The 15427-nt window shown below is 49.7% G+C and carries 14 protein-coding genes; 7 read left to right on the forward strand and 7 right to left on the reverse strand.

Translation table 11 applies throughout. The features are described 5' to 3' along the window. Window positions 1-10: 10 nt before the first annotated feature. From gyrB to dnaA, 4 genes are read right to left on the reverse strand one after another with little or no spacing between them, the layout of a single operon-like run. Window positions 11-2431, reverse strand: a complete 2421-nt coding sequence (gene gyrB, locus CWE21_RS10155) for a DNA topoisomerase (ATP-hydrolyzing) subunit B (RefSeq protein ID WP_126834332.1) — start codon at window positions 2429-2431, stop codon at window positions 11-13. Between the two features lie 11 nt (window positions 2432-2442). Further along, entirely contained in the window at window positions 2443-3525 is a 1083-nt protein-coding gene (recF, locus tag CWE21_RS10160; protein WP_126834333.1) for a DNA replication/repair protein RecF, read from the reverse strand. 23 nt (window positions 3526-3548) lie between these two features. Next, window positions 3549-4649, reverse strand: coding sequence for a DNA polymerase III subunit beta (dnaN, locus tag CWE21_RS10165; RefSeq protein ID WP_126834334.1), 1101 nt, complete (start codon window positions 4647-4649; stop codon window positions 3549-3551). 59 nt (window positions 4650-4708) lie between these two features. Continuing rightward, window positions 4709-6100, reverse strand: a complete 1392-nt coding sequence (gene dnaA, locus CWE21_RS10170; protein ID WP_126834335.1) for a chromosomal replication initiator protein DnaA — start codon at window positions 6098-6100, stop codon at window positions 4709-4711. A gap of 324 nt (window positions 6101-6424) precedes the next feature. Here dnaA and rpmH point away from each other — a divergent pair, with 324 nt between their 5' ends. Genes rpmH through CWE21_RS10205 form a run of 7 tightly spaced genes read left to right on the forward strand, consistent with a single transcriptional unit; the run spans window position 6425 to window position 13056 of the window. Continuing rightward, entirely contained in the window at window positions 6425-6559 is a 135-nt protein-coding gene (gene rpmH / locus CWE21_RS10175; protein WP_055439485.1) for a 50S ribosomal protein L34, read from the forward strand. Then, complete coding sequence (gene rnpA, locus CWE21_RS10180; RefSeq protein ID WP_126834336.1) at window positions 6560-6955, forward strand: ribonuclease P protein component; 396 nt, start codon at window positions 6560-6562, stop codon at window positions 6953-6955. Next, window positions 6886-7170 carry a membrane protein insertion efficiency factor YidD gene (gene yidD / locus CWE21_RS10185; protein WP_126834337.1) on the forward strand — a complete coding sequence of 95 codons (285 nt, stop codon included), beginning with the start codon at window positions 6886-6888 and terminating at the stop codon, window positions 7168-7170. The genes rnpA and yidD overlap by 70 nt, the downstream gene beginning before the upstream one ends. Further along, window positions 7167-8846: a membrane protein insertase YidC gene (yidC, locus tag CWE21_RS10190; protein ID WP_126834338.1), complete on the forward strand. Its 1680-nt coding sequence runs from the start codon at window positions 7167-7169 to the stop codon at window positions 8844-8846. Before yidD ends, yidC begins: the two co-directional genes overlap by 4 nt. Further along, entirely contained in the window at window positions 8843-10216 is a 1374-nt protein-coding gene (mnmE, locus tag CWE21_RS10195; RefSeq protein WP_126834339.1) for a tRNA uridine-5-carboxymethylaminomethyl(34) synthesis GTPase MnmE, read from the forward strand. The genes yidC and mnmE overlap by 4 nt, the downstream gene beginning before the upstream one ends. 31 nt (window positions 10217-10247) lie before the next feature. Next, window positions 10248-11390: a dicarboxylate/amino acid:cation symporter gene (locus CWE21_RS10200; RefSeq protein ID WP_126834340.1), complete on the forward strand. Its 1143-nt coding sequence runs from the start codon at window positions 10248-10250 to the stop codon at window positions 11388-11390. Then, window positions 11371-13056 (forward strand): FUSC family protein, encoded by a 1686-nt coding sequence (locus CWE21_RS10205; protein WP_126834341.1) that lies wholly within the window; start codon window positions 11371-11373, stop codon window positions 13054-13056. Before CWE21_RS10200 ends, CWE21_RS10205 begins: the two co-directional genes overlap by 20 nt. 46 nt (window positions 13057-13102) lie before the next feature. On the opposite strand, the gene CWE21_RS10210 is transcribed toward CWE21_RS10205, so the two are convergent. The 3 genes from CWE21_RS10210 to CWE21_RS13505 form a co-directional block, all read right to left on the reverse strand. Then, window positions 13103-13732, reverse strand: coding sequence for a YiaD family glycine zipper/OmpA-like lipoprotein (locus tag CWE21_RS10210; RefSeq protein ID WP_126834342.1), 630 nt, complete (start codon window positions 13730-13732; stop codon window positions 13103-13105). Window positions 13733-13841: 109 nt separating this feature from the next. Further along, window positions 13842-14960, reverse strand: a complete 1119-nt coding sequence (locus tag CWE21_RS10215) for a PQQ-dependent sugar dehydrogenase (RefSeq protein WP_126834343.1) — start codon at window positions 14958-14960, stop codon at window positions 13842-13844. Beyond that, window positions 14957-15415: a hypothetical protein gene (locus CWE21_RS13505; protein ID WP_126834344.1), complete on the reverse strand. Its 459-nt coding sequence runs from the start codon at window positions 15413-15415 to the stop codon at window positions 14957-14959. The genes CWE21_RS10215 and CWE21_RS13505 overlap by 4 nt, the downstream gene beginning before the upstream one ends. Between the last annotated feature and the right edge of the window lie 12 nt (window positions 15416-15427).

The raw sequence follows: 15427 nt of genomic DNA on the forward strand, positions 1-15427 counted from the left end.
TTTTGCCGGATTAGACGTCCAGGTTTGCTACTTTCAAGGCATTGGTTTCGATAAAGTCACGACGTGGTTCAACTTCATCGCCCATGAGCGTTACGAAGAGTTGATCCGCTGCAATTGCGTCTTCAATGGTAACGCGAAGCATGCGACGTGTTTCCGGGTCCATGGTGGTTTCCCAAAGCTGTTCAGGGTTCATCTCACCGAGACCTTTGTAGCGCTGAATATAAACACCACGCTTCGACTCATTGATGAGCCATTCCACCGCTTCGACGAAATCACTTACCGGCTTCTCTTTGTCGCCACGGCGCACGAAGCCGCCCTCTTCGACCAAGCCATTAATCTTTTCGCCAATACTGACCAGTTGGTCGTAATCGCGTGACATCAGGAACTCAAAGTTCAATGGGTAATCGGTGTCGATACCATGCTGACGCACAGTCACTACCGGAAGATACATTGAGCGCTCTTCGTCAAACTGGATCGAAAGCGTGTAGGTTGCAGAATTCGTCTCACGCGTGGTGAGGTCACCCTGTAAGGTTTCCGCCCACTTCTGCATACCAGCCTGGTCTTTCAGCAACTCTTCCGTTAAGCGCGACGCATACAACAAACGCTGCAAAAAGGTCTCTGGCATACGACGCGATAAGCGTTGCTTGATCGCGTTTTGTGCGAGCTGGTAATCATTGACCAATGTCTCTAAATGCGCGCCCGAGATTCCTGGCGCTTCTGCGTTCACATGAAGTGACGCATTCTCAAGAGCCATACTGGTTAAGTAAACAATCAAACCTGGATCGTCTTTAATATAGGTTTCTTGCTTACCCTTTTTCACTTTGTACAGCGGTGGCTGTGCGATGTACATATAGCCACGCTCAATCAATTCTGGCATTTGACGATAGAAGAAGGTCAACAGCAACGTACGAATGTGCGAGCCGTCGACGTCGGCATCGGTCATGATAATGATGCGATGGTAACGCGTTTTATCTGGATCGTATTCGTCGCGGCCAATGCCACAACCCAAAGCCGTAATCAGCGTCGCTACTTCTTGCGAGGCCAACATCTTATCAAAGCGCGCTTTCTCGACGTTTAAGATCTTACCTTTCAACGGCAGAATCGCTTGGAACTTGCGGTTACGGCCCTGCTTTGCAGAACCACCCGCAGAGTCACCCTCCACAATGTAGAGTTCAGAAAGTGCAGGGTCTTTTTCTTGGCAGTCCGCCAACTTACCCGGTAGACCGGCAATATCTAACGCACCTTTACGGCGCGTCATTTCACGTGCTTTTCGAGCTGCTTCACGTGCGCGTGCCGCATCGATGATCTTACCAACAATGATTTTTGCGTCATTCGGTTGTTCTAATAAGAAGTCAGATAGCTTCTCATTCATCGCCTGCTCTACCGCAGATTTCACTTCAGATGACACGAGTTTGTCTTTGGTCTGCGATGAAAACTTAGGATCAGGGACTTTCACCGAAACAACCGCAGTCAAACCTTCACGCGCATCATCACCGGTTGCGTTGGTCTTGTACTTCTTGTTCAGGCCTTCCTTCTCCATGTATGAATTCAGCGTACGCGTTAGAGCTGCACGGAAGCCTGCAAGGTGAGTACCACCGTCGCGTTGTGGAATATTGTTTGTGTAGCAGAAAATGTTCTCTTGGAAAGAGTCATTCCACTGCATCGAAACCTCGACCGCAATACCGTCTTCGCGTTCTAACGTGAAGTGGAAAACGCTTGGATGAATCGGGTTTTTCTTGTCGTTCAAGTACTGTACGAAAGCAGCAATACCACCTTCATATTTGAAGTGGTCTTTACGATCGCTGCGTTCGTCTTGCAAGATAATCGACACGCCTGAGTTCAAGAATGAAAGCTCGCGCAAGCGCTTGGCAAGAATGTCGTAATGGAATTCGATATCACTGAAGATAGTTGGGCTTGGCCAGAAACGTAACTCCGTCCCCGTTTTGTCGGTGTCACCAATTTGTTTTAATGGCGCATCTGGGTCACCCAAGCTATAGAATTGCTCGTAGACATGCCCTTGGCGACGAATGGTTAGCTGCAACTTATCAGATAATGCGTTTACAACCGAGACACCTACCCCGTGCAAACCACCTGAAACTTTGTACGAGTTGTCATCAAACTTACCACCAGCGTGCAGGACAGTCATGATGACCTGAGCCGCAGATACACCTTCTTCTGGGTGCAAGTCGACAGGTATTCCTCGTCCGTCATCTCGAACCGAAACGGAGCCATCGGAGTGAATCGTCACAACGATGTCTTTGCAGTGTCCAGCCAAAGCTTCGTCAATGGAGTTATCGACGACCTCAAAAACCATATGATGAAGACCCGTGCCATCATCAGTGTCACCGATGTACATACCAGGACGTTTGCGTACGGCATCAAGTCCTTTTAGGACCTTAATACTGGACGAATCGTAATTATTTTCTGCCATAATGTGTTTCTCTATAGTTCCTTGACGGTTCCATGTTCCACGTGGAACATCTTTGTATCAGCACTTTTTATTAGTTCAGGCAATTCCGCCTGATTTATCGCTGAAACGAATAATTGTGCTCTTGTTGCCAATAAGGCCTCACAAAATTTCTCTTGGCTCGTACTATCAAGCTCCGCAGTTATATCATCCACAAGGTAGATACATTGTACTCCGGTTTTGCTACTTAGGTACTCTCCTTGCACTACTTTTAGTGCCGCCACTAACAACTTCAGCTGCCCTCTAGAGAGGATGTTCTTTACGTCCTCACCATTTGCTGTCATCCGTAGCTCGGCCTTATGCGGACCAACGGTGCTATGACCGTAACGGTAATCCGCGTCTTCGTGCTGAACCAAGGCCTCACTCAAACTTTGTGAGTTATCCCACCCTCTGCGAAGCTGAAACCTAAATGTGTATTGGGGTAAGAAGTGCTTCAGCCGCTCTACCAATATCGGCTCAAAGTCGGCCATGTAGTTTTGCCGAGCTGCCGCGACGCGCTCACCGTAATGAGCAAAATTCTTATCCCAATAAACATTCTCTTCAGTTCGTTGCCGACGCTTAAGCAACGAATTGCGTTGTTTTAACAAGTAAGAGAACTTTAAAGATTCATTCAAAAAGGAATGTTCCACGTGGAACACTCCCCAATCAATGAACTGTCTTCTTATCTTCGGTCCACCTAAAACAAGCTCAACCGTCTCTGGCGTCATCAATTGAACGGGAACCATTTTTGCCATAGGACCAAAGGTCCGTAGCAAGTCGCCGTCGAGCCGAATCTTCACATCTCCGGAACTCTCACGCTGAAAACCTAACGTATGAGGCTCCCCTTCTTGATCGACAACTTTGGCAAACACGACAAAACGGTCATTTTCGTGTTGAATGAGTTGTCGGAAACTTCCCGGTCGAAACGAACGCCCTGACCCTAAACAATAAATCGATTCCAACAGACTCGTTTTGCCACTTCCATTTGCACCCACAAGAAGGTTAACTTGACGCCCTGGCGTGACCTTAGCTTCATCAAAATTACGAAAGTGGGTCAGCGTCAACGCGTCAATATACATAAAGTCCTAATCTAACCTTACAACTACAGACGCATCGGCATGACGACATACAACGATGCGTCATCCTCATTATCTTCAATTAAGCCACTCGCATCTGGCCCTGACAGTGTCATTTTTATTTTTTCACCATGAATGGTGTTCAGCACATCAATCAAATAACTGACGTTAAAGCCAATCTCTAAGCTATCGCCTTGATAGTCAACTTCGATAACTTCTTCCGCGGTTTCCTGTTCAGGGTTGTTGGCCGTTAAACACATCTCGCCGGAGCTTAAGTTAACCCGAACACCACGGTATTTTTCATTCGATAAGATTGCTGCGCGCGAGCAAGCTTGCTTAAGCACATCCCGATCTGCGACCACCACCTTGTCGCCACCTTGTGGTAACACCCGGCGATAATCTGGGAAGCGACCGTCAACCAGCTTACTGGTAAACGACATACCATTGGTTTCAACACGAATATGGTTGGCGCCAATTGCGACTTTTACTTCATTGTCGCCATCATCAAGCAAGCGCATCAATTCCATAATGCCTTTACGCGGCACAATCACTTGGCGCCCCGGTAAATTTGGTTGCGGAATCTCAACTGAGCTCATCGCTAAACGGTGGCCATCTGTAGCGACAGTTCGAAGCGTGTTTGCGTCCGTTTCAAACAACATTCCATTCAGGTAATAGCGTACGTCTTGGTTCGCCATTGAGAAATGCGTACGCTCCATGAGATCGCGCAAAACACCCTGAGATGTAACCAATTGGATATCGCTATCCCAGTCATCAATATTCGGGAAGTCCTCTGCCGGCAAGGTCGCCAAGGTAAATTTACTACGCCCTGAGCGAATGGTTGCTTTCTCACCGCTTGCGCTAACTTCTACCTCAGCATGGTCAGGAAGACTACGCACGATATCCACCAACTTCTTCGCTGGCACCGTAAGCTGTCCCTCTTCCCCACCTTCAATCTCACACACCGAAACGAGCTCAACTTCAAGGTCGGTACCCGTGAGGCGAATATGGTCTGAAGCAACCTGAATAAGTACATTTGATAAGATTGGAATCGTATGACGACGTTCAACTGCTCCGCTAACTACTTGGAGAGGTTTTAAAAACGCATCACGATTGATGGTAAATTTCATCCCGTCATTCCCCTGTGTTCGTATCCCTGCAGCACCGGCCTGTCCACTAACAGCTTTGCTTAGGCTGATAACGTGCGGATTAAGTTTCGATAATCTTCTTTAATATCATGCTGCGCGTCTTTTAAGTTTTGTATTTTTCGACACGCGTGCAAAACAGTTGTGTGGTCGCGCCCACCAAATGCATCGCCAATCTCCGGCAAGCTGTGGTTGGTAAGTTCCTTGGCTAGGGCCATCGCTAATTGTCGTGGCCGCGCAATCGAACGCGTTCGACGTTTCGACAGCAAGTCGGCCATTTTTATGTTGTAGTATTCAGCGACCGTTTTTTGAATATTCTCTATAGTAACTAACTTCTCTTGCGCTGCAATCAAATCTCGCAATGCTTCACGCACGAAGTCGATGGTAATTTGGCGCCCAGTCAAGTTTACGTTCGCAGCCAAGCGGTTTAATGCCCCTTCTAACTCGCGCACATTCGAACGGAGACGCTTCGCAATAAAGAATGCGACCTCATGCGGTAAGGTAATGCCACGTTCTTGTGCTTTACGAATAAGAATCGCAACCCGTGTTTCTAACTCTGGCGGTTCGATGGCAATCGTCAGGCCCCAGCCAAAGCGTGAACGCAAACGATCTTCTACCCCTTCAATTTCTTTCGGGTAGAGGTCGCTGGTCATAATAATTTGCTGATTACCCTCAAGTAACGCATTGAAAGTATGGAAGAATTCTTCTTGAGAACCCTTTTTGTTGGCGAAAAAGTGTATATCATCGATCAACAAGGCGTCGACCGAGCGGTAGTAACGCTTGAACTCATTAATTGAGTTGTTCTTCAGTGCATTGACCATATCCTGCACGAAGCGCTCGGCGCGCATATAAAACACTTTCGCACCTTTTTTGTTTGCCATGATGGCATTGCCGACGGCATGCAAAAGGTGTGTCTTACCAAGACCCGTACCACCGTAAACGAATAATGGGTTATACACACCCCCGGGGTTTTCGGCGACTTGTGTTGCCGCTGCGCGAGCGAGTTGATTCGACTTACCTTCAACGAAGTTATCAAAGGTATATTCAGGATGGATGTTACTTTCAAATGCTGGGGCTGGAGAGGCTTCATCCCAAGGGCTTTGTCGGCGAGATGGACGCTCGACCGCTGGGCGACGCGGCTCAGCCTTGGTACTGCCATTCACTGCACCATTGCTCTTGCGCTCAACACCACCGACCGCAAAAGAAACGTTAGGTGCTTCACCGCCTTTGTCCTTGACTGCTTCGCCGAGATAATCGTTGATGAGGCTGAGGTATTTATCCTTAACCCAGTCAACGACGTACATGTTTGGCGCATAGAGCGTCAATATGTCGTCACTCAGATCCGCCTGTAATGGCCGGATCCAAGTATTGTAATGTTGCGTCGACAATTCGCTTTGTAGGCGCTCAGTACAATGTTCCCAAAGCGATTTACTCACCCTTCACTCCCTGCATCTCTGCCCTGCTTTTCCATAGTGATAGCGATCCTCACTAGTGCCCCCACTTTTGCACCAGTTCTTCATAAAAAAGCTGAGAATCGACCACGATTTTTTGTATAATTTATTGCTACTGATTGTACTGAAGTCACGCCAGATTCGCTAGTCTGTAGGGCAAATTATGCGACCAACAGCAGGACTGTTATCCACAATAAGAATCATTGTTGTTTGACAATTGTGGATAGCTTTTATCGTTGACTTTGATCCTTTTTACCGATAGAATTCGCGCTCTAAATTTTTAGGTAACTCGATTACGGAAGTAACGTCATGAAAAGAACATTTCAACCAAGCGTATTGAAGCGCAAGCGCACTCACGGTTTCCGTGCTCGTATGGCAACTAAAAACGGCCGCCAAGTTTTGGCTCGTCGTCGTGCCAAGGGCCGCAAAGTCCTGTCTGCGTAATTGAAGCAGTTTTCCTATGGTCGGGAGTTACGCCTGTTAACTCCCGCTCAATTCCAGCAAGTCTTCAATAATCCCCCGGTGAAAGCTGTCACGGCTGAACTCACCATGCTGGCAACTCCAAATCATCTTAGTCACCCTCGCCTTGGCGTCACGATTTCAAAGAAGCGTGCGAAGCGTGCTGTTGATCGAAATCGAATTAAACGCAAGATTCGCGAGAATTTTAGGCTGAAACAGCATAAAATACCGCCATTCGACATTATCGTGATCGCAAAAAGCGGTATTGCCGATTTAGACAATGATGCTTTGCAACAACGGCTCGACTATTTATGGCGAACATTAAGCAAGCGGTGCGCGCAATACCTATCGGCTGCATCCGATTCTACCAGTGGTTCATAAGCCCACTGATCGGCCCGCGCTGTAGGTTTCAACCCACCTGTTCGCAATACGCCATCGAAGCCATCCAAAAGCATGGTATGATGCGGGGCTTCTGGCTTGCCAGTAAACGCATTAGTAAATGTCATCCCGGTCATCCGGGCGGCTTCGACCCGGTGCCTGACAGCAATGCATCGGAATCAAAGAACGAAAGTAAAACAGAGACGAAGGACTTATGAATTCGCCACGTTCCATATTGTTTATTGCTTTTTTGGTAGTGAGTTTTTTCCTCTACCAAAACTGGGTGATTGATACCGCTCCAGGTACACAGAAAGCAGCCCAGCAAGCTTCTCAAACAGCGAACACTGCCTCACCTTCTGAGAGTGCAGTACCAAGCGCCGATCCAAGCTTACGCGATGAAAGCGTACCAAGTGCAACAAGTAGCGACACTCCGGCAGTTGCCGAAGCTGTATCAGGCGGTCGCGTTCAAGTTACCACTGACGTCCTCGACGTTGCGATAGCGCTGCGCGGTGGTGACATTGTCAATGCACAGCTCTTAGAATTCGCTCGCACGCAAGACTCTAAAGCACGTTTTGAGTTGTTACACGATGACCCAGCCAAGCTTTACATTGCACAATCAGGTCTCGTTGGCAAAGACGGTACCGATTCAGCTGATGGCCGTCCATTGTTCTACGTGGAACGCGATGCCTATGAAATGACCGGCGATACACTGCGTGTACCAATGACGTACACCATGGACGACGGTTCGAAAATCACTAAAACTTTCGTGTTTACCAAAGGCTCGTACGCAATTGACGTAATCTACAGCGTGCAGAATGCCGGCACGGCACACAAAGAAGTGCAGTTTTACGCCCAATTAAAGCAAGTCATTACCGAAGCCGGTGGCAGCATGATGATGCCGACCTACAAAGGCGGCGCCTACTCATGGGACGATGATCGCTATGAGAAGTACGACTTCGATGACATGCGCGATAAGCCGTTACGTATTGCTACCGAAACAGGCTGGGTCGGCATGCTTGAGCACTATTTTGTAAGTGCTTGGATTCCGCGCGCAAACGGTACCAAACAGCTTTCTTCAAGTGTGATTGGTGGCAACCAAGCCTTGATGCGTGTGATTTATCCGACCGCGACAATTGCGCCTAACAGTGAAGCCGAGATTCGCTCGACGCTATTCGTCGGTCCTAAAGACCAAGACGCGATGGCAGCCGTTGCCGAGAACCTCGATTTAACCGTCGACTACGGCTTCCTGTGGTGGCTCGCACAGCCAATCTTTAAGCTCTTGCAGTTCCTGCAAAGCTTCTTGATCAACTGGGGCCTCTCGATCATCGCAGTGACGATTATTATCAAAGCCGTCCTGTATCCATTGACCAAAGCACAGTATGTGTCGATGGCCAAAATGCGCATGATCCAACCGAAAATGCAGGCGCTGAAAGAACGTCATGGTGACGACCGTCAAAAAATGTCGCAAGCCATGATGAAGCTCTACAAAGAAGAGAAGGTAAACCCGTTAGGTGGTTGTTTACCAATGTTGCTGCAACTGCCAATCTTCTTGTCGCTTTACTGGGTACTGTTGGAAAGTGTCGAGCTTCGCCATGCACCGCTGTTCCTGTGGATTGAAGATTTGTCAGCGAAAGACCCATACTACATCCTGCCGCTATTGATGGGTGTCTCGATGTGGTTTATGCAGAAGCTGCAGCCAACCCCTGGCACGGACCCAATGCAGCAGAAGTTGATGCAGTACATGCCGGTTATCTTTACCGTGTTCTTCTTGTGGTTCCCGTCAGGTCTCGTACTGTACTGGTTGAGCAACAACTTGATCACCATCGGTCAGATGCAGTGGATTTACCGCGGTCTTGAGAAAAAAGGCATGATGGAGCGTCGTAAGAAGAAATGAGCCTCGAGCTAAGTAACGATACCATTGTTGCCCAAGCCACCCCGCCTGGACGCGGCGGGGTCGGTATCGTTCGGGTAAGTGGCCCAGCGTCTCGCGCCATCGCCGAGACGCTCCTCGGCCACTGTCCACCGCCGCGTAAAGCAGAATACTTGCCCTTTCGTGATGCCCAAGGCACCTTGCTCGATGAAGGTATTGCGCTGTTCTTCGCTGGGCCGAATTCATTTACCGGCGAAGACATCCTCGAATTACAAGGTCATGGTGGCCCTGTTCTTATCGACATGATCATTAAAGCTATTCTCGACCTACCTGACGTGCGCCCTGCGCGCCCAGGCGAGTTTAGCGAACGCGCCTTCATGAACGACAAGCTCGATTTAACTCAAGCTGAGGCGATTGCCGATCTTATCGATACCACCTCAGAACAAGCAGCTAAAGCGGCGTTACAGAGCTTACAGGGTGGTTTTTCGCATGAAATAGACCAACTCGTCGATGCCGTCATCCGCTTACGCATGTATGTCGAAGCCGCGATAGACTTCCCTGACGAAGAAATCGACTTTTTGAGTGATGGTAAAGTCACCGCCGATCTTGAAGCGATTCTCGACCATATGCAGCAAGTTATGGTGCAAGCCAAACAGGGCTCACTGCTGCGTGAAGGTATGAAAGTGGTTATCGCTGGGCGTCCAAACGCCGGTAAGTCGAGCCTGTTGAATGCGCTCGCAGGGCGTGAATCAGCAATTGTTACCTCTATTGCTGGCACCACCCGTGATGTCCTGCGTGAGCACATTCAGATTGACGGCATGCCCTTGCATATCATCGACACCGCAGGCTTACGTGAAAGCCCCGACGAAGTCGAGCAAATCGGAATCCAGCGCGCATGGGATGAAATCCGCGGCGCCGACCGCGTGCTCTTTATGGTTGACGCGACCGAAACCCAAGCCGTTCACCCCGCCGATATTTGGCCAGAGTTTTTTCAGCAGCTACCCGCCGAATTACCTTACACCGTGATTCGCAACAAAGTCGATTTGAATGAAGAGCCAGTGCAGCTTGAAGACATAGGCGGTGTACCCGTGTTACACCTTTCGGCAAAAACCGGCCACGGCGTCGAGTTATTGCGCGAACACCTTAAACACTGTGTCGGCTACCAAGCGACGAGTGAAGGCAGCTTTATGGCACGCCGCCGGCATCTTGCTGCACTGGAAAAAGCACGTGAGCACTTACTAACTGGACAAGACGCACTAGAGCAGCACATTGCTGGCGAAATTCTCGCCGAAGAACTGCGTCTTGCACAGCAACACTTAAACGAAATCACTGGCGAATTTACCTCCGACGATCTATTGGGTAAGATTTTTAGCTCGTTCTGTATCGGTAAATAAGCAACCCTACCCCACAACGAGAGCAACAATTATGGGTCTCATTCTCAAGCTAGTCCTTGGTATTGTTTTTGGTATTTTAATCGGCCTCTATATGCCGGAATGGTTTACCCAACTGCTTTTAACCTTTAAAGGCCTGTTCGGTGAGCTACTGTTTTTCACAATTCCTCTGCTGATTTTATTCTTTATCACCAGTGGCATTGCAGGCTTGCCACAAAACTCTGGCAAACTGCTTAGCCGCACCTTGATAATCGCCTATTTATCGACAATTTTAGCCGGCATCGCAGCCTATTGGCTGGCACGCTTTATCGTGCCTTTGCTCACCGCAGCAGGCGAACAAGCTGAAACCTCAACGCAAGTCTTAGAGCCCTTTATCACGGTCGATTTACCACCCGTGTTTGGCATCATGACCGCGTTAGTTTTGGCGTTTATTTTTGGTCTTGGCATCGCTGCAACACGCGCAGAACAACTTAAACAAATCTCAGACCAAGGCCGCGACATTATCGAAAAGCTCTTGGCCAAAGTGATTATTCCGTTGTTGCCGTTCTATATTGCTGGTGTTTTTGCCGCCATGGCCCACGCGGGCACCGTATTCCAAACCCTGCAAACCTTTGGCATCGTGCTGCTCATGGCCGTTGCACTGCACTGGGTCTACTTAACAACGATGTATGTGCTGGCCGGCCTACGCCACGGCCGTAGTCCGCTGACCCTGCTCAAGAACATGCTGCCAGCCTACTTTACAGCCCTCGGCACCATGTCGAGTGCCGCGACTATTCCGGTGAGCTTACGCTGTGCAAAAGCCAATAAAGTGAACGATGACGTCGCAAACTTTGTGGTGCCGCTATGCGCAACCACCCATCTCGCCGGTTCAACCATTACCATTGTCAGTTGTACGTTAGCGGTCATGTTTTTACATGATGCCTTAGCTATTCCATCATTCTTCACGGTTTTACCGTTCATTTTTATGCTGGGTATTGTGATGTTGGCCGCCCCTGGTGTACCTGGCGGCGCGGTGATGTCCGCGGTCGGTTTGCTTGGATCTATGCTAGGCTTTGGAGAAACGGCGATTGCCTTAATGATTGCGCTCTATATGGCGCAGGATAGTTTTGGTACCGCCTGTAACGTCACCGGAGATGGAGCGATTGCGCTACTCGTAGATGAGCCAACTCAAAACTAGACTCGCAAATTACGGTTTTGACTATTCCCGCTTCCGGTTCGGTACGCGAACCGGAATCGCGGCCTGCCTCGCCTTACTGTTGGCTTGGTCGTTCGGCTTAGAGCACCCGCAATGGGCCGCTATGACCGTTTGGGGTGTATCGCAGCCCACTCGTGGCCTACTCTTCGAAAAAGCCGGTTATCGGAGCTTAGGCACGCTGATTGGCACCAGTATTGGTATCTGCATTGTTATGCTTGCTGGCGATGCTGTTCTATTGAAAGGTCTCGGCCTTACGCTCTGGGTTGTCCTCTGCGTCTACGGCGCCAACCTGTTACACGGCCTGATCTCCTATGGCGCAGTATTAGCCGGCTACTCGGCGTCTATGGTAGTACTGCTATCGCGCACACCTGATGCCTTACTACCTCTTGGCCTTGACCGCCTTTTTACCGTTTTACTTGGGGTTGTCACTGCGCTTGTCGTTGGCTGGCTGTTCACCTACAAACGCGCCGAGCAAACGCTGGTCAACAAAATCCGTCGGCAAACGGCAGAAACCTTACGCACCATTGCGCGTGCCTATGAGCAAGGTTCCATAGATAAGATCCCATTGCATGACCAAATAACCAATTTAGCGCACCTTGAAACCCAGCTAGCAGATCATGGTGCCGGCTCGCCCTCTGCGCACTTGTCGGCAAAGCTTCTGCGACGCCTACTTAACGCACAGCTTGGCTTGCTCGCCCAACTCGAAACCAGCTCGGTGCAGCACCGCGACGACCTCGCTGACGCCTTGCGCGAAACCGCACAAGCTTTTACTGACAATGAAGTAAAACCCATACGGCAGTGTTTGCAACGAACCCAAGAGTTGATCACCGACAGTACGCTTAAACTGGAATTCCAAGAGTTTTGTGAAGCCATCGAAGATCGTATTCAATTCCGTGAAAGCGGTACGACTGCACGTTCACAAAACCGCTTCTCGGTGCTACTGCACCGTGATTGGCGTGGTGCCCAACAAGCAGCTATCCGAACTTTGGCGGTGATGGCGTTAATCAGTTTCGCGTGGTTTTATACGGGCTGGATGCAGCTCGCCTACCTTTTGCTCGGTGCCTCGGTGATGTTGACCTTGTTCTCGACCATGGAGAACCCCGCCAAGACCATGTATTACGTGTTTCTTGGACAAGCGGCGGGCGCCATTGTCGCGCTTACAATCCAAGCGTTTATTTGGCCGCACTTAACTACAATGCTGGCAATGTTGCTGGTACTCATGCCGGTCATATTAGTGGCGGGCTTTCCACTCTCGCACAACCGAACCGCACCTGGCGCGATGGACTTCAATTTAGTCTTTTTACTGCTCATGCAACCGGCGTTGCATTATCATTTTGAGCCGGTTACCGCAGTCGGTATAGCTATCGCCGTCGTCGCCGCACCGTTGTTAGCGATGGCGAGCTTTAAGTTGCTGTTTCCAACCAACTTACGCTCGCGTCAACGGCACGTGTTGCGATCGTTAGAACGCGAGCTTGAAGAGCTCGAGGCCCGCCGGCTGACTGCACAACAACTGAAGCGTTATCGCGCACGCTTTTACCATCGTTTATTTAAGCTTTATCAAATGGCAGATAAACTCGGCTTCAATGACAAACTTACCGCAGCACGCTATTTAATTCGAGTGCAGCAGCAATTGAATACCTATCAATAAAAAACGCGCCAAAAGGCGCGTTTTTACAGGTTCTCCAACGTTCTAATTAGGCGCGATTCGGCACGATACGCAACTCTACCCGTCGGTTCAGTTGTCGACCGCTCGCGGTATCATTGGTCGCTACCGGCTGACTTTCGCCATAACCCATAATAGTAATGCGGCGAGTATCGACGCCATTGCGCGCTAAATGGTTACTAACGGCCCACGCGCGGCTTTCCGAAAGCTGCTGGTTATATTCAGCACTACCGGTACTATCGGTGTGGCCTTCGACAACCATTGTGGTTTTTTCGTATTCACGCAGCACTCGCGCCACGTCAACCAGAATAGGGTCGAAATTCGAGGCGATCTGCGAGCTATCCGTCGCAAAGGTGATATTGCTTGGTAACTGCAGACGAATATTATCGCCATCACGAATCACTTCAACGCCACTACCCGAAAGCTCTTCACGAAATTGCTGCTCTTGGCGGTCCATGTAATTACCGATGGCACTTCCCGCTAAGGCACCTACTGCTGCACCCCAGACATAACGACTCTTATCATGGTCGCCCGTACCTTTACCGATTAACGCACCTGCAACCGCACCTATGGCAGCGCCTTTTTGCGTGTTTGTCATCGGTGTTTGGCAACCGGCGAGCACTACAGCCGAAGCTACAACTACTGGAATCCAAACTTTCATAAAGTTACCTCTCCATCGTTACAATGTGTCTTTACAAAGTAGCACAAAGGTAAATTTCTGCGTGGTAGCTTTACATAAACTTTAGGGAGCTGAAATCGCCAGTAGACCTTTAACGTCGCGACTCCGAGCCAGTTGGCGATAACCTTAATATTTTTCCTTCAGCGGCATCGGTGGCCAGCCAAACAGCGCCGTCACGCGCAACCTCGACCGCGCGAATGCGTGCCTTATTATCAACTTCAATCGTTTGTTCGACTTGCCACGTACCTTCGTTTAGGCGTAAGCGCTGCACGCGCTTTCCGGCTAGATGGCTCACCAACAAATCGCCCTGCCATTGCGCAAACAAATCACCTTTGTATAAGGCCATATCTGACGGGGCTAGCGATGGCGTCCACTGATACATCGGCTGGATTACGCCGGGCAAATCTTGATAAGGCGTGACCATTGCACCTGTGTAATCGATACCATAACTCGCGATCGGCCAACCGTAATTTTTACCGGCCTGCAGGCGATTAATTTCATCACCCCCCTTGGGTCCGTGCTCATGTTGCCAAATAACGTCGCGTGCTGGGTCGTAAACGATGCCCTGGCTATTACGATGGCCGTAACTAAAAATATAGCCTGCAGCTTTGTCAGGAAACGGGTTATCGGCGGCAACGCTGCCATCACGTTGCAAGCGCACCACTTTCCCCAAATGATTATTGAGGTTCTGCGCCTGCTCACGATAATCAAAACCATCGCCCAAGGTCAGTAGCAAGGTTCCATCAGGCAACCACGTCATGCGGCCGCCGTAATGCGCTGCGCCCTTACGCAAAGGTTGAGCGGCAAATATCTGCTTTACCTCAGTGGTCTCGTAGGGGGCATTTGCCGATAAACTAGCGCGTGCGAGACAGGTGGTATTCGCTGACAACGAGCCGCAGGCGTAGCTCAGTAGCAGCTCACGAGAAGTTTCGAAATCAGGTGCAAGCGTCACTTCGAATAGCCCACTTTGCCCGGTGACAAACAATTCCGGCAACTGCAACGGGATAGCATTCACGGAACCATCGTCGGCAATATGGAGTAACCGACCGCCACGCTCGGTTACCAGCCATCCGCCTTGCTCAGCAGGAAGCTGTTGTAGTGACCAAGGAAAGCTCAGGCCCTCGGCAACAACCTCAACTTTTACTTCATTGCTTGCCCATGCAGAATGAAACAATGCTCCTAGCATTAACGAAAAGATTAGCTTTTTCATATCAGCGGCTCCGCAAGTTCACGTGGTAGAGGATGCCATAATCTATCAAAGATCCAGCCTGCAAACGCCCCTGTTAAAGCCATGGCGCCCATCCCTTCCCAACTGCGTGTGGCGGCGATAAGGGTCGGCATAGGAGCTACATAATTGACAATGACAAAGCAACACAACAAGCCGAAGAAGCCCGCGCTAATGAACCACCAACGCTCCGTACCCCCCAATTTGCGACTACAAAGCGCAGCGATTGGCAAGGCAACCAATAAAACAACTGCCAAAAGTAACGCGAAAATCGGCGAAAAATGGATAAGATCGTGGATTATCGTTGAAATTCGAACATCAAAAGAAATAGGGACTGAGAGTTCGATAAGTGCCGCTAAGTTAAATTGCGTTTGAATAACACTGCCGACTATGGCGCCAGCAACTACTGCGATTACAAAGGCTATAAGCGTCTTTAGCATGGCACCTCCTCG

The organism is Pseudidiomarina aquimaris (assembly GCF_003987395.1).
In the GTDB taxonomy this organism is placed as follows: domain Bacteria; phylum Pseudomonadota; class Gammaproteobacteria; order Enterobacterales; family Alteromonadaceae; genus Pseudidiomarina; species Pseudidiomarina aquimaris.

Bases quoted from the DNA above. Each gene is read 5' to 3' on its own strand.
- gyrB (WP_126834332.1), bottom strand. From the start codon at position 2,431: ATGGCAGAAAATAATTACGATTCGTCCAGTATTAAGGTCCTAAAAGGA.
- recF (WP_126834333.1), bottom strand. From the start codon at position 3,525: ATGTATATTGACGCGTTGACGCTGACCCACTTTCGTAATTTTGATGAA.
- dnaN (WP_126834334.1), bottom strand. From the start codon at position 4,649: ATGAAATTTACCATCAATCGTGATGCGTTTTTAAAACCTCTCCAAGTA.
- rpmH (WP_055439485.1), top strand. From the start codon at position 6,425: ATGAAAAGAACATTTCAACCAAGCGTATTGAAGCGCAAGCGCACTCAC.
- yidD (WP_126834337.1), top strand. From the start codon at position 6,886: ATGGCGAACATTAAGCAAGCGGTGCGCGCAATACCTATCGGCTGCATC.
- yidC (WP_126834338.1), top strand. From the start codon at position 7,167: ATGAATTCGCCACGTTCCATATTGTTTATTGCTTTTTTGGTAGTGAGT.
- mnmE (WP_126834339.1), top strand. From the start codon at position 8,843: ATGAGCCTCGAGCTAAGTAACGATACCATTGTTGCCCAAGCCACCCCG.
- CWE21_RS10200 (WP_126834340.1), top strand. From the start codon at position 10,248: ATGGGTCTCATTCTCAAGCTAGTCCTTGGTATTGTTTTTGGTATTTTA.
- CWE21_RS10205 (WP_126834341.1), top strand. From the start codon at position 11,371: ATGAGCCAACTCAAAACTAGACTCGCAAATTACGGTTTTGACTATTCC.
- CWE21_RS10210 (WP_126834342.1), bottom strand. From the start codon at position 13,732: ATGAAAGTTTGGATTCCAGTAGTTGTAGCTTCGGCTGTAGTGCTCGCC.
- CWE21_RS10215 (WP_126834343.1), bottom strand. From the start codon at position 14,960: ATGAAAAAGCTAATCTTTTCGTTAATGCTAGGAGCATTGTTTCATTCT.
- CWE21_RS13505 (WP_126834344.1), bottom strand. From the start codon at position 15,415: ATGCTAAAGACGCTTATAGCCTTTGTAATCGCAGTAGTTGCTGGCGCC.